We start from the raw sequence: 22,237 nt of genomic DNA, 5'->3' as shown, positions 1-22,237 counted from the left end.
GGCCGCCGCGTCGGCGCCGTTGACATCCTGCGCGCCGGCGGCAGGACCGTTCGCCGTGTCGGCCGCCGGGGCGCCGTGCCCGCCGTGCCCGACCGGTCCGGCCGCACCCGCCACCGCGGGCAGCAGCGTCAGCACCGGGGCCCGGTGCGCTCCGCTGGCGTCCGCCCACCGGACGACAGTGCCGTCGGCGTACGTCTGGACGACCTCGAAGGTGAGCCGCTCGGCCTGCGGCAGCGGGCCCATCGACAGGGCCAGTTGGGCCGGGCCGGACGTGCCCGCGCCGACGCGGACCCAGGTCACCGCAGTCGTCACGGTGCTCACTCCGGAGGAGTGGATGCCGGTCACCGGCTTGTCGAGCGTACGGGAGCTGATCTTGGGCGCCCAGCCGTCGACAGACATCGGGTAGACCTCGGCCACCGGCGCGTCGGCCGGCAACCGGACCTCGATCCGGGTGGTCTTCGTGCCGGCGCGCTCCTCGGGCACGCTGAACTCCAGCCGTACGGCGTCGCCCTGCCGTGCCTCGGTCGGGGTGGTCGTCACATCCGCGGCGTGCGCCGCCGTACCGGGCCAGAGCAGCAGCCCCGCGGCGGTCAGCGCGGTCACCGCCGCGATTCGCCGCGGACGGCCTCCGCCGTGCGTGCTCGCCATCTCGTGCCCCATCCGTCTCGACGCGACCGGCTCCGGTTTCCGGCCACACCTTCTAGTTCGGCTGGCAGGCGCGAAAGGTTCAACGCCTCACGCGAGGAAGGTGCCCTTCCCGAGCCGGAGGGGGTGGACCGATAGCATCGGCAGGAGCCGAGGACCGGCACCGTTTCGTACTGCTTGGAGGAGTCACCGTGTCCGCACCCCGTACCCCCGCCGTGGCCGACCCTGTCGTCGTCGCCGCCGGGACGACGGCGGCCGACGCGGTGGCCGCGGCCGGACTGCCCGCGAACGGCCCCAAGGCGATCGTCGTGGTCCGCGACCCGCAGGGTCAGCTGCGCGACCTGGACTGGGCGCCGACCGAGGAGACGACGGTCGAGCCGGTCAGCCTGGATTCGCCCGACGGGCTCAACGTGCTGCGCCACTCCACCGCGCACGTGCTCGCCCAGGCCGTGCAGGACGTCTTCCCCGAGGCGAAGCTGGGCATCGGCCCGCCCATCGAGAACGGCTTCTACTACGACTTCGACGTCGCCAAGCCGTTCCAGCCCGATGACCTCAGCAAGCTCGAGAAGCGCATGCAGGAGATCATCAAGTCCGGGCAGCGGTTCCGTCGCCGCCGCTTCGGCAGCCTCGACGAGGCGCGCGCCGAGCTGGCCGACGAGCCGTTCAAGCTGGAGTTGATTGAGGTCAAGGGCGAGGGCCTGGACACCGACGAGGTGATGGAGGTCGGCGGCGGCGAGCTGACGATCTACGACAACCTCGACGCCAAGGAGGACAAGGTCTGCTGGTCGGACCTGTGCCGCGGCCCGCACCTGCCGACCACCCGACTGATCGGCGCGTTCAAGCTGATGCGCTCCGCCGCCGCGTACTGGCGCGGGTCGGAGAAGAACCCCCAACTGCAGCGGGTGTACGGCACCGCGTGGCCGACCCGCGACGAGCTGAAGGCGTACCTGAAGCTGTTGGAGGAGGCCGCCCGGCGCGACCACCGCAAGCTCGGTGCGGACCTGGACCTGTTCAGCTTCCCCGACGAGATCGGCTCGGGCCTGGCGGTCTTCCACCCCAAGGGCGGGATCATCCGCCGCGAGATGGAGCAGTACTCGCGGCGGCGGCACGAGGAGGCGGGGTACGAGTTCGTCAACACCCCGCACATCACCAAGGCGCAGCTGTTCCAGACCTCCGGTCACCTGCCGTACTACGCGGACACCATGTTCCCGCCCATGCAGTTGGAGGGCGCGGACTACTACCTCAAGGCGATGAACTGCCCGATGCACAACCTGATCTTCAGGGCGCGCGGGCGGTCGTACCGTGAGCTGCCGCTGCGGATGTTCGAGTTCGGCACCGTCTACCGGTACGAGAAGTCCGGCGTCGTGCACGGCCTGACCCGGGTCCGCGGCCTGACCCAGGACGACTCGCACATCTACTGCACCCGTGAGCAGATGGCCGGCGAGCTGACCACGCTGCTCAGCTTCGTGCTGGACCTGCTGCGCGACTACGGCCTGGACGACTTCTACCTGGAGCTGTCGACCCGGGACGACTCGCCCAAGTTCATCGGGGCCGAGGAGGACTGGGCCGAGGCCACCGAGGCGCTGCGGACCGCCGCCGAGACCTCCGGCCTCGACCTGGTGCCCGACCCGGGTGGCGCGGCGTTCTACGGGCCGAAGATCTCGGTGCAGGCGCGGGACGCGATCGGCCGGACCTGGCAGTTGTCCACCCTCCAGGTCGACTTCAACCAGCCGGAGCGGTTCGGGTTGGAGTACCAGGCCGCCGACGGCACCCGCCAGCGGCCCGTGATGATCCACCGGGCGCTGTTCGGGTCGATCGAGCGGTTCTTCGGGGTGCTCACCGAGCACTACGCGGGCGCGTTCCCGGCCTGGCTGGCGCCGGTGCAGGTGATCGGCATCCCGATCCGTGAGGACCACACCGACTACCTGCACGGCTTCGTCGCCGCGCTGCGGGCCGAGGGCATCCGGGCCCAGGTGGACGCGGGTGACGACCGGATGCAGAAGAAGATCCGGACGGCGCAGCAGCAGAAGATCCCGTTCATGGTGATCGCCGGCGACGACGACGTGGCCGCCGGCACGGTGTCCTTCCGCTACCGCGACGGCTCGCAGCGCAACGGCGTGCCGATCGCCGAGGCGGTGAACCACGTCCTGGACGTGGTGACCTCCCGCACCAACATCGGCCCCTCCGCGGCGGCCGAATAGCCGCCGCCTGCGCCTGGCGCAGCATGATCGCGCTCGATCCAGGATGTAGTGGCCTCCCCGCAGCAGGGAGGCCACTACATCCATGTCCGAGCACGATCATGAGCGGCGCGGACGCTCGATGCCTCGCCCGCAGGGCGACCTGCGGCACCGGCCGTCAGGCTGAACCGTGGCGCGGTGGCTGTCAGATGCCGCAGGTCGGTGCCGACCAGCCGCCGACCGCCGCGACGTGGGTGTGGTCGTTGTGGTCGGGGTAGCCGGGGCCGAGGATCTGGCCGAAGCCGTGGTTGCGGGCCTGCTGGGCCAGCCGGCACAGCGACGGTGAGCCGACCAGGTCCACCGCGTCGCCGTACAGGTGGCGGCTGTTCGACGCCCCGCCGACCGCGCTGTTGCAGGTGTAGCTGCGAAAGCTGCTGCTGATCGCGATGGGCACGTCGCCGAGGGCGTGCCGCAGGGCCTGGAGCTTCCACATCGAGACGAGGGCGTTGGCGCGGGCGGTGCTCGCCGCGACCGCACCGCCGGACCAGGTGCTGTTGCAGTTGTTCAGTTCGGCGTAGCTGAAGTTGACGGGTGTGCAGTCGTCGTCCTGGAGGGCGTACAGGCGGTTGAAGGTCTGCGGGCCGGCGACCCCGTCCGCGCCCAGTCCGTACGCCTGCTGGAAGCGGATCACCGCGGACCGGGTGGCGGGGCCGTAGGCGCCGTCGATGGTGAGCACGGCGCCGTAGCCGGGGTAGCCGGCGACGCGGATCTGGAGTTGGCGGACGTCCTCGCCGGACATCCCCTGCGACAGGGTGCGACCCCAGGTGTAGCAGCCGTCCGCGTGCGCCGCGCTGGCGGTGAGGGTGACCCCGGTCACCGTGGTGGCGGCGGCCAGCGCGAGCGCCGCGATGATCCTGCCGAGTCGTCGGATCATGAAGCTCTCCATCCATTGATTCAAGTGCCTGAATGCATGGAAGTTTCAGGTCTGGGCGGCAATCCGTCAACAACTTGCAGCAAGGAGTTTCCCGGTGACGGGTGTCGCGGCCCGCCCACGCGGCTCCGTAGGATCGGCTCGTGACAGGGGCGGAGCGGCACACGGACAGCGACGGCATGGCGGACGGCCTGGATCGGCTCTGGACGCCGCACCGGATGACCTACATTTCCGGCGAGGACCGCCCCGCCGAGGGCTACGAGAAGCCGACCGGCTGCCCGTTCTGTCTGGCTCCCGGGCTGCCCACCGAGGAGAGCCTGGTGGTCGCCCGCGGCGAGCGCGTCTTCGTCGTGCTCAACCTCTACCCGTACAACCCGGGGCACCTGCTGGTCTGCCCCTACCGGCACGTCGCCGACTACACCGACCTCGACGAGCCGGAGACTGTCGAGCTGGCCGCGTACACCCAGACGGCGATGCGGGTGATCCGCAAGGTCAGCAATGCGCACGGCTTCAACCTGGGCATGAACCAGGGCGGCGTGGCCGGCGCCGGCATCGCCGCCCACCTGCACCAGCACGTGGTGCCCCGCTGGGGCGGCGACGCGAACTTCATGCCGGTGATCGGCCGCACCAAGGTGCTGCCCCAGCTGCTCGGCGACACCCGCGACCTGCTCGCCCGGGCCTGGCCGTCCTGACCGCGCCGTCCGCGCGGGGTCCGCGCCGGTCCGGCTAGTCGGCGCGCAGCAGCGGGACGAGCTCCGGCCAGCTCTCCACCCGGTGTACGAGCGGCAGCAACGCGGCGTGCGCGGCGACCTCCGCCGGGCGGGGCCGGAACAGGTAGCGGTGCGGCACCGAGTCGAGGTAGCCGAGCACCTCCAGCTTGTCGTCCACGAAGTGGGTCAGTTCGAGCTGCCGGGCGATCGGCGCCTTGTCCGGCCGGGTCCGGCAGAAGTGCACCCGCTCGACGGGGATCCCGGTGCGGGCCGTGAAGTCGTGGTGGGCCAGCCACTCCCAGGTCCGCCGCTCGGTGGACTCGCCGCACTTGGAGACGAGATGCACCTCGTCGAACGCCGGCCCGAGCGCCGCGAGCGCGTCGAACGCCCCGTCGACCATGGGTGTGCGCAGGTAGTGCGCGCCGAAAAAGGAGGTGTCGGCGTCGTCGTCGGCCGGCTCGATGAGCACACCGCCGATGTCCACGCCCAGCCGTCGCATGGCGTCGATCATGCCGTACGGTCCCGACGCGCGCGTACCGCGTTTGCGCGTGCGGAGTTGCTACGCCCCGGCCCGGTGAAGGTGGCACGATCGGCCGATGGCAGTGACGACACGGATGTTGGGGCGCAGCGGCATCGAGGTCAGCGCCCTCGGCATGGGGTGCTGGGCGATCGCCGGTCCCTGGGCGGAGGGCAACCAGCCGCTGGGCTGGGGCGCGGTCGACGACGACGAGTCCGTGCGGGCGGTGCGCCGCGCGCTCGACGAGGGCATCACCCTCTTCGACACCGCCGACACGTACGGCGCGGGGCATGGCGAGCGGGTGCTGGGGCGGGCCCTCGCCGGCCGTCGGGACGAGGCCGTGATCGCCACCAAGTGGGGCTACACGTTCGACGAGGCGACCCGGCAGGCGACCGGGGAGGATGCGTCGCCGGCGTACCTGCGGCGGGCCGTGACCGCGTCGCTGCGCCGGTTGGGCACCGACCGGATCGACCTCTACCAGCTGCACCTGGCCGACCTGTCGGTGCCTCGCGCGGAGGCGCTGATCGGCGTCTGTGAGGACCTGGTCGCCGAGGGCCTGATCCGCGCGTACGGGTGGAGCACCGACCGCCCGGACCGGGCCGCCGCGTTCGGACAGGCGGCCTCCGGCGCCACCGCCGTGCAGCACGCCCTGTCGGTGCTGCGCGACGCACCCGAGCTGCTCGCCGTCTGCGACAAGTACGACCTGGCCAGCGTCAACCAGGGGCCGCTGGGGATGGGCCTGCTCACCGGCAAGTACACGGCCGCGTCGACGTTGCCCCGCGACGACGTGCGCGGGTTGGCGCCGGGCTGGCTGGAGTGGTTCCGGGGCGGCCGTCCCGCCCCCGAGTGGCTGCGCCGGGTCGGGGCGGTCCGCGCCGCGCTGACCGCCGACGGGCGCACCCTCGCCCAGGGCGCGCTGGGCTGGATCTGGGCGCGCAGCGGTCGCACCATCCCGATTCCCGGCTGTCGTACGGTCGCCCAGGTCGAGGAGAACGCCGCCGCGCTGCGCCGGGGGCCGCTGGCGCCGGACCAGTTCGTCGAGGTGGAACGCCAACTCGCCGCCCTGCGCACCGCCGCTCTGCGCGACGCCGACCGCCCGCACTGGCCCCGCCCCGCCCATCCCACGACCCACCCCTGACCCGCGCTAGGCGCGCAGAGGGCACACCGTCCCTGGAGCTGGAGCTGGAGCTGGAGCTGGAGCTGGAGCTGGAGCTGGAGCTGGAGCCGGAGCCGGAGCCGTTCCGAGCGGGGTCCGTGGCGTTGGTGCGGTGGCCTTGTCGTGGCGTCGCGCGCGGTGCCGTGCGGGGTGGCGGTGCCCCGTCCCGTGCTGCTGTCGCGTCCTGTCGAGCTGCCCCAGATCTGGGGCAGCGTCGGCGCGGATGCGGGATCAAGGCGTACTTGACCCGGGTCCTGCGAGTGGCTGGAGCCGGCCGGCTGGGAACGGTCCGCTCCGGCAGCGGTGCCCCGCATGTGGGGCAGCTCGACAGGACGCGACGGGAAGGAACCGCATCGGCGGTTCCTCCCGTCCCTGCGTGGCAGGCGGGGTTACGGGGTGTGTTCCTTGCGGGCCTGGTCGGCCAGGTGGGTGGGCATCGGGTCGTGGCGGACGAAGTGACGGCGGAAGGTGCCCGTGCCGGCGGTCATCGAGCGCAGCTCGACGGCGTAGCGGAGCAGTTCGGTGGCCGGGACCTCGGCGCGCACGAGGGTACGGCCGTCGGCGTCCTCGTCGGGTTCGGTGCCGAGCACCCGGCCGCGCCGGCTGGACAGGTCGCCCATCACCGCGCCCACCGAGCCGTCGGGCACCCGGATGGTGACCTCGTCGATCGGTTCCAGCAGCGTCGGCTGGGCCCGCTCGGCGGCGTCGCGCAGCGCGAGCGCTCCGGCGGTCTGGAAGGCCGCGTCGGAGGAGTCGACGCTGTGCGCCTTGCCGTCGACGAGGGTGACCCGCAGGTCCACCACCGGGTGGCCGGCGACCAGTCCGCGTTCCAGTTGGGCGCGGACGCCCTTCTCGACGGACGGGATGTAGTTGTGCGGCACCGCGCCGCCGACGATCCGGTCGACGAACTCGAAGCCGGCGCCGCGGGGCAGCGGCTCCACCTCGATGTCGCAGACGGCGTACTGGCCGTGGCCGCCGGACTGCTTGACGTGCCGGCCGTGCCCCCGTGCCGGCGCGGTCAGCGTCTCGCGCAGCGACACCTTGACCGGTTCGGTGTCCAGCTCGACGCCTCCGGCGCGCAGCCGGTCCAACACGACGTCGGCGTGCGCCTCGCCCATGCACCAGAGCACCAGCTGGTGGGTCTCCGGGTTGCGCTCCAGCCGCAGGGTGGGGTCGCCGGCGACCAGCCGGGCGAGGTTGCGGGCCAGCGCGTCCTCGTCGGCGCGGCTGCGGGCGACGATCGCCACCGGCAGCAGCGGCTCCGGCATCTCCCACGGCGCGATCAGCAGCGGGTCGTCCTTGGCCGAGACGGTGTCGCCGGTCTCCGCGCTGCCCGACTTGGTGATCGCGCAGATGTCGCCGGCCACGCAGTGCGGCACCTCGCGCAGGGTCGCGCCCAGCGGGGTGTAGATGTGCCCGACCCGCTCGTCGGCGTCGTGGTCGGGGTGCCCGCGTTCGGCCATGCCGTGCCCGCAGATGTGCACGGTCTGCTCGGGGCGCAGCGTGCCGGAGAAGACCCGGACCAGCGAGACCCGACCGACGTGGCGGTCGACTGTGGTCTTGACGACCTCGGCGACCAGCGGGCCGTCCGGGTCGCAGGTCAGCGGCGGGCGGGGCGAGCCGTCCACGCCGGTGACCGCGGGCAGCTCATGCTCCAGCGGTGACGGGAACGCTGCGGTCAGCACCTCCAGCAGGGTGTCCAGACCGACGCCGGTCTCGGCGCAGACCGGCACCACCGGGTAGAAGTGACCCCGGGCCACGGCCTTCTCCAGGTCCTCGATGAGCACCTCGGTGCTGATCTCCTCGCCGTCGAGGTAGCGGTCCATGAGGGTTTCGTCCTCGCTCTCGGCGATGATCCCCTCGATCAGCTCGTTGCGGGACTCGTCGATGGCCCGCTGGTGCTCCGGGTCCGGGTCGCGTACGTCGGCGGGCAGCCCGGCGGAGTAGTCGAAGACCCGTCGGGTGATCAGCCCGAGCAGGCCCTCGGTGGAGACACCGTCGTCGCCGAGCATCGGCAGGTACAGGGGCATCACGTTGTCGCCGAAGACCCGCTGGCAGAGCGCCACCGCCTCGTCGAAGTCGGCGCGGGGCTGGTCCAGCCGGGCCACCGCGACGGCGCGCGGCATGTCGACCGCCGCGCACTCCTCCCACAGCGCCACGGTTGCGGCGTCCATCCCACCGGCCGCTGAGACGACGAACAGCGCGGCGTCGGCGGCCCGCAGGCCGGCCCGCAGCTCGCCGACGAAGTCGGCGTACCCGGGTGTGTCCAGCAGGTTGACCTTGATGCCGTCGTGCAGCAGCGGTGCGCAGGCCAGGCTCACCGAGCGCTGCTGGCGTACGGCGGCGGGGTCGTGGTCGCCCACGGTCGTGCCGTCGACGACGCTGCCGGCCCGGCCGATGGTGCCGGTAGCGGCGAGCAGCGCCTCGACGAGCGTGGTCTTGCCCGCTCCGGAGTGCCCGACGAGCACGACGTTGCGAACCCGCGCGGGGTCGGTCACCACCGGCGTGCCGCCGGTGGCCCCCTTTTCCTGATTTTTCTGCGCCATGGGGCGCACCTCCCTCAGCCGGTGGTGGGTGGCGACCGCCGCGCGACGGGTAGCGGCCCGGGGCGAGTGCGCGGCGATATCCTCCGGTGGTCTGCTGCACAGCGGGAACTCAACGGGCGGGCGGGTGAGCTGGCTCACCCTTTGGCTCGATCTCACACCCGTTGCCGGACAGGCACAAGCCTGCCCCGGGCGGGTCGGAGGGACCGGCCGTATCGCCGGACCTGGGCGGACCGTTATCGTGGGGACCGCCATGGCGAAGATCTTCCAAGTGTCGGCCCGCGCGGGGATGACCCGCGTCGTCGAGCCGATCGCACGTGCCCTCCTGCGCGCGGGCGTCACTCCCAATGCCGTCACCGTCGCGGGCACCGTTGGTGTGCTCATCGGCGCGCTCGGCTTCGGTGCCCGCGGCCACCTGGTCGCGGGCGCGTTGATCGTGACCGTGTTCGCGCTCACCGACCTGCTCGACGGGACGATGGCCCGGATGAGCGGCGGCTCCACCCGCTTCGGCGCGTTCCTCGACTCAAGCATGGACCGGGTCGCCGACAGTGCCGTCTTCGGCGCGGTCGCGTACTGGCTGGCCACCCGGGGCGACCACTCCGGGGTGGCCGCCGCCCTGCTGTGCCTGGCCGCCGGCGGGCTCGTCTCCTACGTGAAGGCGCGCGCCGAAGGGCTGGGCATGACCTGCAACGTGGGCATCGCCGAGCGCACCGAGCGGCTGCTGATCGTCGGGGTCGGCGGCATCCTCACCGGCGTCGGCGTGAAGCCGGCGCTGGAGATAGCGCTCTGGCTGCTCGCTGCCATCTCGATCTTCACGGTGGGGCAGCGGATGGCGCACGTCTACCGCCAGGCCCAGCAGCTCCAGCCGGACGGCCAGGCGTGAGCGCGGCCGGCACGCCGGCGACCCGGCGTCGGACGACCGGCGGCCGAGCCGCGTGAACCTCACCGAGCTGGGCTACGTCGCCGGCTGGCGGCTGGTCCGCGCGCTTCCCCGGCCGGTGGTGGCGGCGGCGTTCCAGGCGGGCGCGGACCGCGCCCATCGCAGCGGCGGCGGGGGTACGGCCCGACTGCGCGCGAACCTGCGCCGGGTGGTCGGCCCGGAGCTGCCCGAGGCCGAGCTGGACGATCTCGTCAAGCGCGGGCTGCGCTCGTACGCCCGCTACTGGATGGAGGCGTTCCGGCTGCCCGCGTTGAGCCGGGAGCAGATCCTGGCCGGGTTCCGCCTCGACGGCGCCGAGCTGTTGGCGGCCGACGTGGCCGCCGGCCGGGGCGCGGTGGTGGCGCTGCCGCACGCCGGCAACTGGGACGCGGCGGGCGCCTGGGTCGCGGCCACCGGCTGGCCGATCAGCACCGTCATGGAGCGGCTCAAACCGGAGGGTGTGTACAAGCGTTTCATGGCCTTCCGGGCTGAGCTGGGCATGGAGATCCTGCCCACCCACGGTGGGCCGCGTCCGGCGTTCGACGTGCTGCTGGACCGCCTCCGCGCCGGCGCGGTGGTGCCGCTGCTGGCCGACCGGGACCTCTCCGCCCGGGGCGTCGAGGTGGACTTCTTCGGTGGGAAGACCCGCATGCCCGCCGGGCCGGCGCTGCTCGCGCTGCACACCGGAGCGCCGCTGTACGTGGCCTCGATGTGGTACGAGAAGGACGCGGCGTGCGCCTCGCTCGCCGGCCCGCTGCCGGTGCCCGGCCCCGAGGCGGGGCCACTGGACCAGCGGGTCCGGTCGCTGACCCAGCTGATCGCCGACGGTCTGGCGGCGGGCATCGCCCGCCATCCGCAAGACTGGCACATGTTGCAGCGGATGTGGCTGGACCAGACGAGGGCGGGGGAGGGCACGGCGCTGCCCTCGTCGGCCCCCGGCCAGGGCTGAGAGGGTGGGCTGACGCATGCGGATCGGCATCGTGTGCCCGTACTCGTTCGACGTCCCCGGCGGGGTGCAGAACCACGTCATGGATCTCGCCGAGGCGCTGATCGTGCTCGGTCACGAGGTGAGCGTGCTCGCTCCGGCGGATGAGGATTCGCCGCTGCCGGCGTACGTGGTGTCCGCCGGCCGGGCGGTGCCGCTGCCGTACAACGGGTCGGTGGCGCGGATCGCGTTCGGTCCGGTCTCCACGGCCCGGGTCCGGCGCTGGCTCACCAACGGTGACTTCGACGTGCTGCACGTGCACGAGCCGCTGACGTTGAGCCTGTCGCTGCTGGCGGTGCTCTCCGCGCGCGGCCCGGTGGTGGCCACGTTCCACACGGCGATGACCCGTTCGCGGGTGCTGGCCGCCGCGCAGGGCGTGCTGCAGATCGTGTTGGAGCGGATCACCGCCCGGATCGCGGTGAGCGCGCTGGCCCGCAAGGTGCAGGTCGAGCACATGGACGGCGGCGCGGTGGAGATCCCCAACGGGGTGGCGGTGGCGAAGTTCGCCGACGCCGAGCCGCTGCCGGGCTGGCCGGGGGAGTGCGGGCCGGGCACCGGCGGCACGGTGGGCTTCCTGGGGCGGTTCACGGAGGCGCGCAAGGGCTTCCCGGTGCTGCGGGACGCTTTCGTGGCGCTGGCGGCGACCCGCCCGGGGTTGCGGCTGCTGGTCGCCGGCCCGGGTGACCCGGACGACCTGTACGACCAGTTCCCGGCCGCGCTGCGGGAGCAGGTGACGTTCCTCGGGCTGGTCTGCGAGGCGGACAAGGCCCGGATGCTGCGCAGCGTGCACCTGTACGTGGCGCCGAACACCGGCGGCGAGTCGTTCGGGATGATCCTCACCGAGGCGCTGGCCGCCGGCACCACTGTGGTGGCGAGTGACCTGGACGCGTTCCGCCGGGTGCTCGACGGTGGGCGGGCGGGGCGGCTCTTTCCGACCGGAGACGCGGTGGGGTTGCGCGAGGCCCTGTCCGAGCTGCTCGACGAGCCGGCGGGGCGGGCCACGCTGAGCGCCTGCGGCGATCAGGTGGTGGCGAATTTCGACTGGCCGGTGGTTGCCCGGCGTGTTCTTGAGGTATACGCAGCGGCGATCGAGGCGACGGACGGACGGGTCATCGACCAGGAATGGGTGGGGCTGGGCTGAGCCGTGTGACGGATGGTGCGGCTGGTGACGCCGGTGACCGGCGCGGGCGCGCGCAACGGAGGAGAAACGGAGCAGCACTACGATGCCGCACATGTGGTGGGTGGTGGCCGCGAGCGTGCTCGTGGGGGTGCTTGCGGCGTACCTCATCTGGACCGCCGGCCGGGTCGAGCGGCTGCAGGGCCGCGCGGAGCTGGCGGCGCGGGCCCTCGACGCCCACCTGCTGCGCCGGGCGGCGGCCGCCGCGGTGTTGGCGGAGCGGCGTTTCGGCGTCGAGTTGTACGCGGCGGCCCGGGTCGCGCTGGACGCTCCGCCGCAGGAGCGGGAGGCGGCCGAGAACGACCTGACCCGGCAGTTGCGCGCGGTGCGGCTGGATCCGGCCGATCCGGACTGCGCGGCGGTCATCGCGGCGAGCCGCCGTCTGGCATTGTCCCGGCAGGTGCACACCGACCTGGTTCGCGACGCCCGCTCGGCGCGCAGTCGTCCGCTGGTGCGGTTGTTGCGGATGGGGCGGGGCCGGGAGTGGCCGCGCTACTTCGACATCGACGACCCGACGCTCGTGGTGCCGGCGGACGTTCCCGCCGGCTGATCCGGGCGGGCGCGGGCTGATCGGGGCGGCGGCCCGGCGCGGCGGTGAGCAGGGCCACAGTGCAGGCCACCGGGGGTCTGATTGGCTGTCGGCGCGGCGTTGACCAGTGCGTAGCATTTTCGCTGCCACCCCCACCGCACGTCCAAGGAGCGTTGACCCGTGCCCGAAAACACCGCCTCGACCACCGGCACCGCCCCCGTCGTCGGCACGGCCCGCGTGAAGCGGGGCATGGCCGAGATGCTCAAGGGCGGCGTGATCATGGACGTCGTCAACGCCGAGCAGGCCAAGATCGCCGAGGACGCCGGCGCGGTCGCCGTGATGGCCCTGGAGCGGGTCCCCGCCGACATCCGCGCACAGGGCGGGGTCTCCCGGATGAGCGACCCCGACATGATCGACGGGATCATCGAGGCGGTGTCCATCCCGGTGATGGCCAAGGCCCGCATCGGTCACTTCGTCGAGGCGCGGATCCTCCAGTCGCTCGGCGTCGACTACGTCGACGAGTCCGAGGTGCTGACCCCGGCCGACTACGCGAACCACATCGACAAGTGGGCCTTCACGGTCCCGTTCGTGTGCGGCGCGACCAACCTGGGCGAGGCGCTGCGGCGGATCACCGAGGGCGCGGCCATGATCCGCTCCAAGGGTGAGGCCGGCACCGGCGACGTCTCCAACGCCACCACCCACATGCGGAAGATCCGCCAGGAGATCGCCCGGCTGTCCTCGCTGCCGGCCGACGAGCTGTACGTCGCGGCCAAGGAGTTGCAGGCCCCGTACGAGCTGGTCAAGGAGGTCGCCGAGAGCGGCAAGCTGCCGGTGGTGCTGTTCACCGCCGGCGGGATCGCCACGCCGGCCGACGCGGCGATGATGATGCAGCTCGGCGCGGAGGGCGTGTTCGTCGGCTCCGGCATCTTCAAGGCCGGCAACCCGGCCCAGCGGGCCGCCGCGATCGTCAAGGCCACCACCTTCCACGACGACCCGGACGTGCTGGCGAAGGTCTCCCGCGGTCTGGGCGAGGCGATGGTCGGCATCAACGTCGACGAGATCCCGCAGCCGCACCGCCTGGCCGAGCGCGGCTGGTGAGCGCTCTTTCGGGCGGCGTGGCACGGAGAGGAACGGTACGAACGTGACGGCACCCGTGATCGGCGTGCTCGCGTTGCAGGGGGACGTCCGTGAGCACGTCGCGGCATTGGCCGCGGCGGGCGCGGACGCCCGCCCGGTCCGGCGTCCGGGCGAGCTGGACGCGGTCGACGGGCTGGTGATCCCCGGCGGCGAGTCCACCACCATCAGCAAGCTCGTCGACATCTTCGAGATGCGCGAGCCGATCGACAAGCGGATCGCCGGCGGCATGCCCGTCTACGGCTCCTGCGCCGGCATGATCATGCTGGCCGCCGAGGTGCTGGACGGCCGCGCCGACCAGCGCGGTTTCGCGGGCATCGACATGACGGTACGGCGTAACGCGTTCGGCCGGCAGGTCGACTCGTTCGAGGCGCCGGTGGAGGTCGACGGTGTGCCGGGGGAGCCGTTCCACGCGGTGTTCATCCGCGCGCCGTGGGTCGAGCGGGTCGGCGCGGCCGTCCAGGTGATCGGCAAGGTCACCGGCGGCCCGGCCGCCGAGCGGATCGTGGCGGTGCGCCAGGGCAACCTGCTGGCCACCTCGTTCCACCCTGAGCTGACGGGTGACCTGCGCGTACACGCGTACTTCGTCGAGCTGGTGCGGGCCGCCTGAGCGGCCGACCGGCGCGGGCGCACGGGCATGGATCCCGGCCCCCGATCGTTGGTCCTGGACGGGCTCGACGCCGTGCCGGCACTCCGGGCAGGTCCCGGGTGTGACATGGCGGGGTGTGACCTCGGTAAGATTGCCGCGGTTCGGCAGGGCCGTCGCCCGGCGCGGCACTTCCCGCGGGGCCGACCGGCCGCCGGATCGCCGAATGCGGCGCGGAGTCGGTGCGGCAGTCGACGCAGGCGTGCAATGACAGACGGAGGTAGAAGATGTCCGGCCACTCAAAGTGGGCGACGACCAAGCACAAGAAGGCCGTCATCGACGCCAAGCGCGGCAAGATGTTCGCCAAGCTGATCAAGAACGTCGAGGTGGCCGCGCGCACCGGCGGTGGCGACCCCTCCGGTAACCCGACGCTCTTCGACGCGATCCAGAAGGCGAAGAAGAGCTCGGTGCCGAACGACAACATCGACCGCGCCGTCAAGCGCGGCTCCGGCCTGGAAGCCGGCGGTGCCGACTGGCAGACGATCATGTACGAGGGGTACGGCCCGAACGGCGTGGCCATGCTCATCGAGTGCCTCACCGACAACCGCAACCGGGCGGCCACCGAGGTGCGCACCGCGCTGACCCGCAACGGCGGCTCGCTCGCCGACGCCGGCTCGGTGTCGTACATGTTCTCCCGCAAGGGCGTGGTGATCGTGCCCAAGGAGGGCACCAGCGAGGACGACGTGATGATGGCCGTCCTCGACGCCGGCGCCGAGGAGGTCAACGACCTCGGTGAGGCGTTCGAGGTGGTCTCCGAGCCGACCGACCTGATCCCGGTGCGGACGGCGTTGCAGGACGCCGGCATCGAGTACGAGTCGGCGGAGTCCTCCCTGATCCCCAGCATGAACGTCCCGCTGGACGAAGAGGGCGCTCGCAAGATCTTCAAGCTGATCGACGTCCTGGAGGACTGCGACGACGTGCAGAACGTCTACGCGAACTTCGACGTCAGCGACGACGTGATGGCGGCCGTCGACGCCTGAGGTCCGGCTCGTCCGGCCCGTCCGGCGTTCCCGGCATGATCCACACCAGGTCGCCGAGGTGGGGGTGTCCGCGCGAGCGGTTGCCCCCACATCGGCGACCTGACGCGTGTCAGCGACCCTGCACGTGCGATCGACTCGATGTCGTGGACGTCGGGGCGAACGAGGAGGTTCCGGAGGAGATGGTGGAACGCCGATTCGCGCCGGGTGACGTGGTCGTCCGGCGGGAGATCCTGCGGGGCGAGGTCTGGTTCGGCTGCCCGACGATCTGCGTCGAGGACTCGCCCGACCTGCTCGCCCTCTACCTGCCGTCGGGGGCGGAGTTCGGCTTCCCGACCGACGGCGTCTTTCCCTGCGGCCGGCACCCGTGGGAGATGGCCGGGCACCGCTCCTGGTCGGGGCACGGCAAGCTGATGCTGCACCGGCCGGGCGAGGCGCACTCGGTCGACGTGTTCTGGACGGGCCCGCAGCGCGACTTCGCCGGCTGGTACTTCAACCTGCAGGATCCGCTGCGGCGTACCCCGATCGGGGTGGACACTCTCGACCACGAGCTGGACCTGTGGTGGGGCGCGGACGACGACCGGTACGTCTGGAAGGACGTCGAGATCTTCGCGCAGCGTCTCGTCGAGGGGCGCTACCCGGGCATGGCGGACGCGATCCGCGGCGAGGGCGACCGGATCGCCGCCCTGCTCGACGCGGGTGAGCGTTGGTGGGATCCGGCGTGGGCACGATGGCAACCCGATCCGGCCTGGTCGGTGCCCCGGTTGCCGGCCGGCTGGGCCACGGTGCCCACCCGCTGACGACGAACGGCCACCGCGCGGGCGGCACGGGTCGTGCGGGGCGTGCGGGCCGTGCGGGGCGTCAGTCTTCCGGCACCGGATCGACGAGGAACACCTGGTCGGGTTGGCCGGTGCACGGCTCGGCCACCGCTTCGGCCGGCACCTTGCTGGCGTCGTCCCGGATGCCCACGCACAGGTCGCTGTCCGACGGGCGGAGACGGTACGCGTCCGGTGCCGTCCCGGTCGGTTCGAAGCGGAACAGCTGCGCACCGGCGTCGGTGCTGCACTTGTCCCAGGGCTCGATGAGGTTGCGGCCGGGATCGTCGCGCCGGACGGTGAGGCAGCCCAACCCGTTCACCGGATGGTCCCACTTGACGAAGTAGAGGTCGTCGGCGACCGGCACCAGGTAGGTCTCCGGTGGGGTGGCCCCGACGCAGGGGCGCTGGACCGCCACCGCGTCGTCGTAGGCGCCGCTGCGGTCGCGCCCTTCGCTGATGCAGAGCTGCGGGGCGCTGGCGGGACGGATCCGGCTCCGGCCGCTGGCCGGCGGCGTGCCGTTGCCGCCGGCCGTGGCGCTGCCGGCCGGCGTGGCCGACGAGGCGGCCGGCTTCTCCGCCGTCCGCTGTTCGTGGTCGTCGGGCCACAGGAACCAGGCGCCGAACGCGGCAAGCACGACGACGGCGGCAAGCGCCGCCAGCGGCGCTGGTCGCGCGAACCACGACCGCGCCTCGTCGGGGCCGCCGATCAACACGTCGCCCGCGCTCCCGTCCGACGGCGTCGGCTCGGTCGCCGGTGCAGCGGGCGTGGTGTACGCGCCGGCCGCCAGCCGGTCCCGTGCCCGCAGCCACTCGTCAACCTGATCGCCGGCGCCGCAGGCGCGCACGAACGCCGCCAGCACCTCGGGTCGCGGCAGAGTGGACCGGCGCAGGACGTCGGCGGCGGTGCTGCGGGCCAGCACGTCGCCGGCCGTGGCCGCGTGCTGTTCCAGTTGCCGGAACGTCAGCCGGGACCGGTCCTTGAGGCGGCGCAGCAGATCGACGAACTCGGCCGGGTCGGCCGCCTCGTCCGGTCGGAGGTCCCCCATGGTCATCATCTGATTCTCCTGACCCCACGCGCCCCGGGGCAAGGCGCCGTGCGGCGTCTGTCCGAGATGGTCGGACAAGACCCGGACAGAAGGCCCTGAGCTGCTCGGACACCGCCGCGCCCCGACCAGGGCATTGTCTCGGACGACCCGGCTGTCTAGCGTTTTTCCCGACGGCCGCGCCGCTGACCGGCGTACGGACCGACGGCTCCGACCGGCACCGGTCCGGGTCCGACCACATCAACGACGCGGGGAGATCCGATGATTGACGCTGCCCGGGATCCGGTGCCGCAGGTGGCCACGGCGGGGGAGTACGTGGTGGCGCTTCGGGACGTGCGGCGACGCTCCGGCCTGACGTACCGGGAGATCTCGCGCCGGGCCTCGGCGGCCGGGCACTGGCTTCCTCCGAGCACCCTCGCCACGATGCTCGGCCGGAACACTCTGCCCCGCGAGCGGACCGTCGTGGCGTTGCTCGCCGCCTGCGGCACTCCGGCGGCGGACATCGAGCGGTGGGTCGGCCTGCGCCGCGACATCGAGGCCCGGCTCAGCGAGCCCGTGCGCCAAGAGGAGGAGTCGACGCCACCCGACCCGGCGTCTCCCGACGCGGGCAGCCCTCATCGGACGCCTGGTGACCCGCGCCGGGTCGCCGGACCGGCACGTCGGCGGCTGCGGATGGGGGCGCTCGCGCTGGTCGGCGCGCTGACCGTCGGGGCACTGCTGCCGCGCGGCGAGGGTACGACCACCCCGTCGGCCACCGCCTGCCCGATCGTCCTCCGCCAGGGCATGTACGGCCCCTGCGTGCTGGATCTGCAGGATCGCCTGGTCGCCGTCGGGCTGCGCGTACCCGTTGACGGCTGGTTCGGCCCGGACACCACCAGCCGGGTGATCGCCTTCCAGGCGCTGGCCGGTCTGTCGGTCAGCGGCACTGTGGACCAGCCGCTCCTGGACGCCCTGTCGGGTGATCCGGTGCTGCCGGTCCCCTGGCCGGAGAACCGCGTCAGCACCCACCTGCGAGAGACCTTCGCCCCGGACCCGGCCGAGGCGGTGCGGTTGGCGCGGTGCCTGTCCGGGTTGGACCCGCTGCGGGTGGAGGTGACCGCCGACGGGTCGCGGCGCTGGGGTCTGTTCCAGTTCAGCGACATGGAGCTGTCGCGGCGAGGCGTCGACCGTCGGACAGCCCTGGATCCGGGCTGGAACATCGCCGCCGCGTGGGACGTCTGGTCGCGTACCGGCGATTTCAGCCACTGGCGTTGCCTCCCGTCACCCTGATCGACCCCCGCTCCCCGCCCGGTCGACAGACCGGGCGGGGAGCCCCCCGTCACGCCGGCGGACGACTCACGGTCGCAGCCGGTTCGCGTAGACGTATGCGCCCACGGAGGTGCCGGTGGCGATTCCCGCGTCCGCGTCGAAGGGGTAGTGCACGCCCAGGTAGATCCGACTGAGCGCGTTCTCCCGGGCGGCCTCGTCGAAGCCGCTCATCCGGCGGACGACTCCGGTGGCGTGCGGGTCGTCGGTGGTGGCGTCGAAGGCGATGGCGTTGGTGCCGAAGAAGCCCTTCAGCACCGCCGCCCACGCCCCGGCGAAGGTGGCGTGACCGGAGATGTACGCCGGGAAGGACGGCGAGAACGAGACACCGTCGCGGTCCTGCGACAGCGGTTGCCAGCCGTTGCCGATGGCGCTCTCCGGCCGCCACAGGTCGATGTCGGTCAGGTACTTGGCGTCCCAGGCGGCGATGGCGGCGTCGGCGAGGGCCAGGGCGACGAGCCCGAACAGGCGGGCGTTGGCCAGGATGCCGAGTTTCCGCTGTTCCGCGACGATCCGGGTGTGGGCGAAGAGCTGGCCCGGCGGCTTGTAGGTGCCCGCCAGGTCGTTGGCCCAGAAGAACGCGATCTGCGTCTGCTCGGCGGTGCGCAGTGCCGACGTCCGGCCACCGAGGTCGCGTACCTCCTGGACCTGGTCGCGGTACTCCTGCCTGCCCAGCAGGTCCGCGTAGTCGGTCGCGCCGGCCGGCGGGCCGGGCCGGAACTGGTCGCCGGAGGTCAGCGCGAACGGGGTGACGTGTCCCCAGTTCGGGCTGACGGCCGGCTTGCCGTCGGTCGGTCGCCACGACCCGTCCACCCCGTCCAACCGGTACGCGGTGGTGACGTCGGCGGCGTCGTTGGCGCGGGCCTGGAGGTTGGCGGCGGCGGCCGCGGCGCCGACGGTGTCGCCCCGCGCGGCCTCGGCGGCGTTCACACCGGACGGTCGCCGGGTGACGGCGATGCCGTGGGCGGTCTCGAAGGACGTGCGTCGCGTCGGGTACAGGGCGGTCAGCACGTCCACCGCAGCCCTGTCGATGGCCGCGTGCAGGGACGGCGCCACGACGTTGTCCATGGTGCCCGGATAGCTGACCGGCACCCGCACCCGATAGGGGTTGCCGACGCCGGTGACCGAGACCGCGGCGTCGTGCATCGCCGCGTGCAGGATGGCCGCCTGCCGGGACGACGCGGTGGGTGGCAGGTCCAACGCCCGGTAGGTGTCCAGCAGGACACCGTTCCAGTACAGGATCGGATCGGTGCTCGGGTCGATGGCCAGCGGCGTGAGCGAGATGTTGTCCAGCCGCACGGTGGAGGCCGCCTGAGCGCCCAGGTGGAACAGGAGCACTGCCTTGGGATCACCGAACGGCGACGTGAAGTCGAACGTGAAGCGGCGCATCGTGGAGGTCAGCGCGACGGTCTGGTCGACGGCGGAGGTGAAGGGCGTGTCCACCCGGGAGACCGAGACGCGCAGGGTGCGGCCGACGTCGGCGTTGGCGTCGAACTGCAACCGGTACGGCTGCCCCGCCGTCACCCCGAACTCGAAGTGACCGACCAGGTCGTCCCAGGTGGGCTTGGTGGCCGGCCCGCTGGTGCGGATGCGCAGCTGGCCGGCGTTGACAGTGGTGCTGGTGGAGGCGAGGCGGGTCCACCAGGGCTCGGTGCTGCCGTTGTCGAAGCTGCCATTGAGGATCAGGTTGCCCGCCGCGGCGGAGGCCGGCGCGGAACGGACGAGGGCGGGGAGCGTGCTGGCGAGCACGACCGCCAGGACCACGCTGAGCAGACGCCGCAGGCGTGGTGCGGCGCCGGAGCGCCGCGTGTCGATCGGTGGGGTCATGGAGAGCCTTTCCGGTCCGGGATCGGCGACGACCAGGTCGTTGCCGGGAGGATCGGCTCACCGTAGGAACGCCGGCGGCGTTCGCAGCCACCGAACGGGTGTGCGGACCGGTGCCGTACGGGCGGGGGAACGGCGACGGGCGCCGGTGTCCGCTCGGGACACCGACGCCCGCGTGGGCCGTCGCCGGTCAGCCGATGCTCTCGCGCTCCCGCCAGGCGGCGCGCAGCGAGGTCCGGCCGTTGGTCCGCAGCAGCGAACCCTCGTAGACGCGGGCACCGGCGACCAGGAAGGCGCCGGCGGCGACCAGCAGGATGGCCAGCGACACGATCGGCTCCCAGCCGGCAGCGTCGCCGGTGAACAACCGCAGGGGCATCGCCGTGGGCGACGAGAACGGCAGGTACGACAGCACCCGCATCGCTGTCGCATTGTCGTTCAGGAAGATCACCGCGAAGAACGGCAGCATGACGGCGAGCTGCACCGGCGTCGACACACCGGCGATGTCCTCCTGGCGGTTGACCAGGGCGCCGGCCGCCGCCCACATCGCGGCCAGCAGCACGAAGCCGAGCAGGAAGAACGGCACGAACCAGCCGATCGCCGGAGCGAGCAGGGTGAGCAGGTCCCCGCTGTCGCCGATCCGCATGCCGAGGACGGCCACGAGACCGATCAGCGCGATCTGCCCGAGCGCCAGGATGCCCCCGGCGATCACCTTGCCGGCCAGCAGCGCCCGTACCGGCACGGCCGCGACCAGGATCTCCACGATCCGGGTCTGCTTCTCCTCGGTGACGCTCTGCGCGATCTGCAGGCCGAAGGTCTGCGAGGTGATGAAGAAGACGAACGCGAAGACGAACGGCACCAGGAACGCCACCACCGGATCGACCGCGTCGGGGTCGAGGAGGCGCACCGGCGGCGCGGTGCTCAGCGCCCGGACCACCTCGTCGGGGGCCTCGTCCATGGCGAGCACCTCCGGACCGCTGACGACCGCGGCGTCCACGTCCCCGTCGCGGACGGCCTGCTCGGCGGCGCCGTCGTCGGCCACCACCCGGACGTCGAGCCCGGCGGCGCGCAGCGGGCCGGCCGCGTCCTGGGTGACGGCCACGCTCTTCGGGCCGCCGGAGAGCAACGGCGGCAGGATGGTGCCGGCGGCCGCGATCACGAGGAAGAAGAGCGTGCCGAACAGGAAGGTGCGGTCGCGCAGCTTGACCCGGATCTCGCGTTCGGCGACCAGCCGGGTGGCCTGGGTGACGTTCACTGGGTGACCTCTCGGAAGATCTCGGTGAGCGAGGGGCTGACCGGGCGGAAGGCGCGGACCGGGCCGCGGGCGAGGGCCGCGTGCAGGATGGGCTGCTCGTCGGCGCCGACCGGCAGGTCGAAGACCGCCCGCGCGCCGTCCAGCTCGACAAGGGTGACGCCGGGCTGGTCGCGGACCCAGCCGGCGTCGGTCGCCACCACCAGCTCGAAGCGGGGCGAGGTGTACGAGTCGCGCAGCTGCGTACGACTGCCGGCGGCCCGGATCACCCCGTCATTGATGATCACCAGGTCGTCGCAGAGGCGCTCGACCACGTCGAGTTGGTGACTGGAGAACAGCACCGGCGCCCCGGCGGCGGCGCGTTCGCGCAACACGGCGACGACCGTGTCGACGGCGAGGGGGTCGAGGCCGGAGAACGGCTCGTCGAGCACCAGCACCTCGGGGTCGTGCACCAGCGCGGCGGCGATCTGGGCCCGTTGCTGGTTGCCCAGCGACAGCGTCTCCAGCAGGTCGTCGCCGCGTTCGCCGAGCCCGACCCGCTCCAGCAGGGCATCCGTGGCGCGGCGGGCGGCGGGGGCGTCCAGACCGTGCAACCGGCCCAGGTAGGTCACCTGCTCCCGTGCGGTCATCTTGGGATACAGGCCCCGCTCCTCCGGCATGTAGCCGAAGCGGCGGCGGTCCTGCCGGGTGAGCTTCGCGCCACCCCAGCTCACCTCGCCGGCGTCGGGGGCGAGCACACCCAGGATGATCCGCATGGTGGTGGTCTTACCGGCGCCGTTGGCGCCGACGAAGCCGGTCATCCGGCCGGCCGCCACCTCGAAGGACACGTTCTTGAGCACCTGCCGGTCGCCGAAGCTGCGGTCGACGCCGTCGAGTTGGAGCGTTCTCGTCACGCGTCCACGCTAGATCGAACGCGTCGGTCCGCCGTCCGTCCGAGGGCTGAGCCGCGAGGT

Annotated in this window: 20 protein-coding genes; 12 read left to right on the top strand and 8 right to left on the bottom strand. The window is 72.5% G+C overall.

Going from position 1 to position 22,237, the window contains the following annotated elements:
• Positions 1-648 (bottom strand): DUF1775 domain-containing protein (locus B0E54_RS12815; protein ID WP_234583587.1); only part of this gene is annotated, 648 nt, incomplete at its 3' end.
• 188 nt (positions 649-836) lie between these two features.
• On the opposite strand from B0E54_RS12815, the gene thrS reads away from it, so the two are divergent.
• Positions 837-2,846 (top strand): threonine--tRNA ligase, encoded by a 2,010-nt coding sequence (thrS, locus tag B0E54_RS12810; RefSeq protein WP_234583586.1) that lies wholly within the window; start codon positions 837-839, stop codon positions 2,844-2,846.
• A gap of 181 nt (positions 2,847-3,027) precedes the next feature.
• Here thrS and B0E54_RS12805 read toward each other — a convergent pair whose 3' ends face one another.
• Positions 3,028-3,756 (bottom strand): D-Ala-D-Ala carboxypeptidase family metallohydrolase, encoded by a 729-nt coding sequence (locus B0E54_RS12805; RefSeq protein ID WP_234583585.1) that lies wholly within the window; start codon positions 3,754-3,756, stop codon positions 3,028-3,030.
• 176 nt (positions 3,757-3,932) lie between these two features.
• Between B0E54_RS12805 and B0E54_RS12800 the strand changes: the two genes are divergently transcribed.
• The gene (locus B0E54_RS12800) at positions 3,933-4,445 is read left to right on the top strand and encodes an HIT domain-containing protein (protein ID WP_234583590.1); all 513 of its coding nucleotides are present in this window, start codon (positions 3,933-3,935) and stop codon (positions 4,443-4,445) included.
• Positions 4,446-4,479: 34 nt separating this feature from the next.
• On the opposite strand, the gene B0E54_RS12795 is transcribed toward B0E54_RS12800, so the two are convergent.
• Positions 4,480-4,962: a hypothetical protein gene (locus tag B0E54_RS12795; protein ID WP_234583584.1), complete on the bottom strand. Its 483-nt coding sequence runs from the start codon at positions 4,960-4,962 to the stop codon at positions 4,480-4,482.
• Positions 4,963-5,059: 97 nt separating this feature from the next.
• Here B0E54_RS12795 and B0E54_RS12790 point away from each other — a divergent pair, with 97 nt between their 5' ends.
• Positions 5,060-6,118, top strand: a complete 1,059-nt coding sequence (locus tag B0E54_RS12790; RefSeq protein WP_234583582.1) for an aldo/keto reductase — start codon at positions 5,060-5,062, stop codon at positions 6,116-6,118.
• Positions 6,119-6,525: 407 nt separating this feature from the next.
• Here the strand turns inward: B0E54_RS12790 and B0E54_RS12785 are convergent, their stop codons facing one another.
• Complete coding sequence (locus B0E54_RS12785; protein WP_234583581.1) at positions 6,526-8,682, bottom strand: elongation factor G-like protein EF-G2; 2,157 nt, start codon at positions 8,680-8,682, stop codon at positions 6,526-6,528.
• A gap of 250 nt (positions 8,683-8,932) precedes the next feature.
• On the opposite strand from B0E54_RS12785, the gene pgsA reads away from it, so the two are divergent.
• From pgsA to B0E54_RS12745, 8 genes are all read left to right on the top strand, one after another.
• Positions 8,933-9,562 (top strand): phosphatidylinositol phosphate synthase, encoded by a 630-nt coding sequence (gene pgsA, locus B0E54_RS12780; protein ID WP_234583580.1) that lies wholly within the window; start codon positions 8,933-8,935, stop codon positions 9,560-9,562.
• A gap of 52 nt (positions 9,563-9,614) precedes the next feature.
• Positions 9,615-10,547 (top strand): phosphatidylinositol mannoside acyltransferase, encoded by a 933-nt coding sequence (locus B0E54_RS12775; protein WP_234583578.1) that lies wholly within the window; start codon positions 9,615-9,617, stop codon positions 10,545-10,547.
• A 16-nt stretch (positions 10,548-10,563) separates the two neighbouring features.
• Positions 10,564-11,724 carry a glycosyltransferase family 4 protein gene (locus tag B0E54_RS12770; RefSeq protein ID WP_234583577.1) on the top strand — a complete coding sequence of 387 codons (1,161 nt, stop codon included), beginning with the start codon at positions 10,564-10,566 and terminating at the stop codon, positions 11,722-11,724.
• An 82-nt stretch (positions 11,725-11,806) separates the two neighbouring features.
• Positions 11,807-12,310: a hypothetical protein gene (locus B0E54_RS12765; RefSeq protein ID WP_234583576.1), complete on the top strand. Its 504-nt coding sequence runs from the start codon at positions 11,807-11,809 to the stop codon at positions 12,308-12,310.
• A gap of 159 nt (positions 12,311-12,469) precedes the next feature.
• The gene (gene pdxS / locus B0E54_RS12760; protein WP_308195357.1) at positions 12,470-13,387 is read left to right on the top strand and encodes a pyridoxal 5'-phosphate synthase lyase subunit PdxS; all 918 of its coding nucleotides are present in this window, start codon (positions 12,470-12,472) and stop codon (positions 13,385-13,387) included.
• A 43-nt stretch (positions 13,388-13,430) separates the two neighbouring features.
• Positions 13,431-14,033: a pyridoxal 5'-phosphate synthase glutaminase subunit PdxT gene (gene pdxT, locus B0E54_RS12755; protein WP_234583575.1), complete on the top strand. Its 603-nt coding sequence runs from the start codon at positions 13,431-13,433 to the stop codon at positions 14,031-14,033.
• Between the two features lie 263 nt (positions 14,034-14,296).
• Positions 14,297-15,049: a YebC/PmpR family DNA-binding transcriptional regulator gene (locus B0E54_RS12750; protein WP_139587604.1), complete on the top strand. Its 753-nt coding sequence runs from the start codon at positions 14,297-14,299 to the stop codon at positions 15,047-15,049.
• A 143-nt stretch (positions 15,050-15,192) separates the two neighbouring features.
• Positions 15,193-15,846 (top strand): DUF402 domain-containing protein, encoded by a 654-nt coding sequence (locus B0E54_RS12745; RefSeq protein WP_234583574.1) that lies wholly within the window; start codon positions 15,193-15,195, stop codon positions 15,844-15,846.
• Between the two features lie 61 nt (positions 15,847-15,907).
• Here B0E54_RS12745 and B0E54_RS12740 read toward each other — a convergent pair whose 3' ends face one another.
• Entirely contained in the window at positions 15,908-16,915 is a 1,008-nt protein-coding gene (locus tag B0E54_RS12740) for an RICIN domain-containing protein (RefSeq protein WP_234583572.1), read from the bottom strand.
• Between the two features lie 252 nt (positions 16,916-17,167).
• On the opposite strand from B0E54_RS12740, the gene B0E54_RS12735 reads away from it, so the two are divergent.
• Positions 17,168-18,175, top strand: coding sequence for a peptidoglycan-binding protein (locus B0E54_RS12735; RefSeq protein WP_234583571.1), 1,008 nt, complete (start codon positions 17,168-17,170; stop codon positions 18,173-18,175).
• Positions 18,176-18,241: 66 nt separating this feature from the next.
• On the opposite strand, the gene B0E54_RS12730 is transcribed toward B0E54_RS12735, so the two are convergent.
• From B0E54_RS12730 to B0E54_RS12720, 3 genes are all read right to left on the bottom strand, one after another.
• Complete coding sequence (locus B0E54_RS12730) at positions 18,242-20,038, bottom strand: carbohydrate binding domain-containing protein (protein ID WP_234583570.1); 1,797 nt, start codon at positions 20,036-20,038, stop codon at positions 18,242-18,244.
• Positions 20,039-20,225: 187 nt separating this feature from the next.
• Positions 20,226-21,287 carry an ABC transporter permease gene (locus B0E54_RS12725; protein WP_234583569.1) on the bottom strand — a complete coding sequence of 354 codons (1,062 nt, stop codon included), beginning with the start codon at positions 21,285-21,287 and terminating at the stop codon, positions 20,226-20,228.
• Positions 21,284-22,177, bottom strand: a complete 894-nt coding sequence (locus B0E54_RS12720) for an ABC transporter ATP-binding protein (RefSeq protein WP_234583567.1) — start codon at positions 22,175-22,177, stop codon at positions 21,284-21,286. Before B0E54_RS12720 ends, B0E54_RS12725 begins: the two co-directional genes overlap by 4 nt.
• Positions 22,178-22,237 lie beyond the last annotated feature (60 nt).

The organism is Micromonospora sp. MH99 (genome assembly GCF_021442385.1).
Lineage (GTDB): Bacteria > Actinomycetota > Actinomycetes > Mycobacteriales > Micromonosporaceae > Micromonospora.
This window is presented reverse-complemented; position numbering and strand designations above follow the sequence as displayed.

Excerpts from the sequence above, each read along its gene's own strand:
- B0E54_RS12805 (WP_234583585.1), bottom strand. The coding sequence starts at position 3,756 with ATGATCCGACGACTCGGCAGGATCATCGCGGCGCTCGCGCTGGCCGCC.
- B0E54_RS12800 (WP_234583590.1), top strand. The coding sequence starts at position 3,933 with ATGGCGGACGGCCTGGATCGGCTCTGGACGCCGCACCGGATGACCTAC.
- B0E54_RS12795 (WP_234583584.1), bottom strand. The coding sequence starts at position 4,962 with ATGCGACGGCTGGGCGTGGACATCGGCGGTGTGCTCATCGAGCCGGCC.
- B0E54_RS12790 (WP_234583582.1), top strand. The coding sequence starts at position 5,060 with ATGGCAGTGACGACACGGATGTTGGGGCGCAGCGGCATCGAGGTCAGC.
- B0E54_RS12785 (WP_234583581.1), bottom strand. The coding sequence starts at position 8,682 with ATGGCGCAGAAAAATCAGGAAAAGGGGGCCACCGGCGGCACGCCGGTG.
- pgsA (WP_234583580.1), top strand. The coding sequence starts at position 8,933 with ATGGCGAAGATCTTCCAAGTGTCGGCCCGCGCGGGGATGACCCGCGTC.
- B0E54_RS12770 (WP_234583577.1), top strand. The coding sequence starts at position 10,564 with ATGCGGATCGGCATCGTGTGCCCGTACTCGTTCGACGTCCCCGGCGGG.
- B0E54_RS12765 (WP_234583576.1), top strand. The coding sequence starts at position 11,807 with ATGCCGCACATGTGGTGGGTGGTGGCCGCGAGCGTGCTCGTGGGGGTG.
- B0E54_RS12750 (WP_139587604.1), top strand. The coding sequence starts at position 14,297 with ATGTCCGGCCACTCAAAGTGGGCGACGACCAAGCACAAGAAGGCCGTC.
- B0E54_RS12740 (WP_234583572.1), bottom strand. The coding sequence starts at position 16,915 with ATGACCATGGGGGACCTCCGACCGGACGAGGCGGCCGACCCGGCCGAG.
- B0E54_RS12735 (WP_234583571.1), top strand. The coding sequence starts at position 17,168 with ATGATTGACGCTGCCCGGGATCCGGTGCCGCAGGTGGCCACGGCGGGG.
- B0E54_RS12730 (WP_234583570.1), bottom strand. The coding sequence starts at position 20,038 with ATGACCCCACCGATCGACACGCGGCGCTCCGGCGCCGCACCACGCCTG.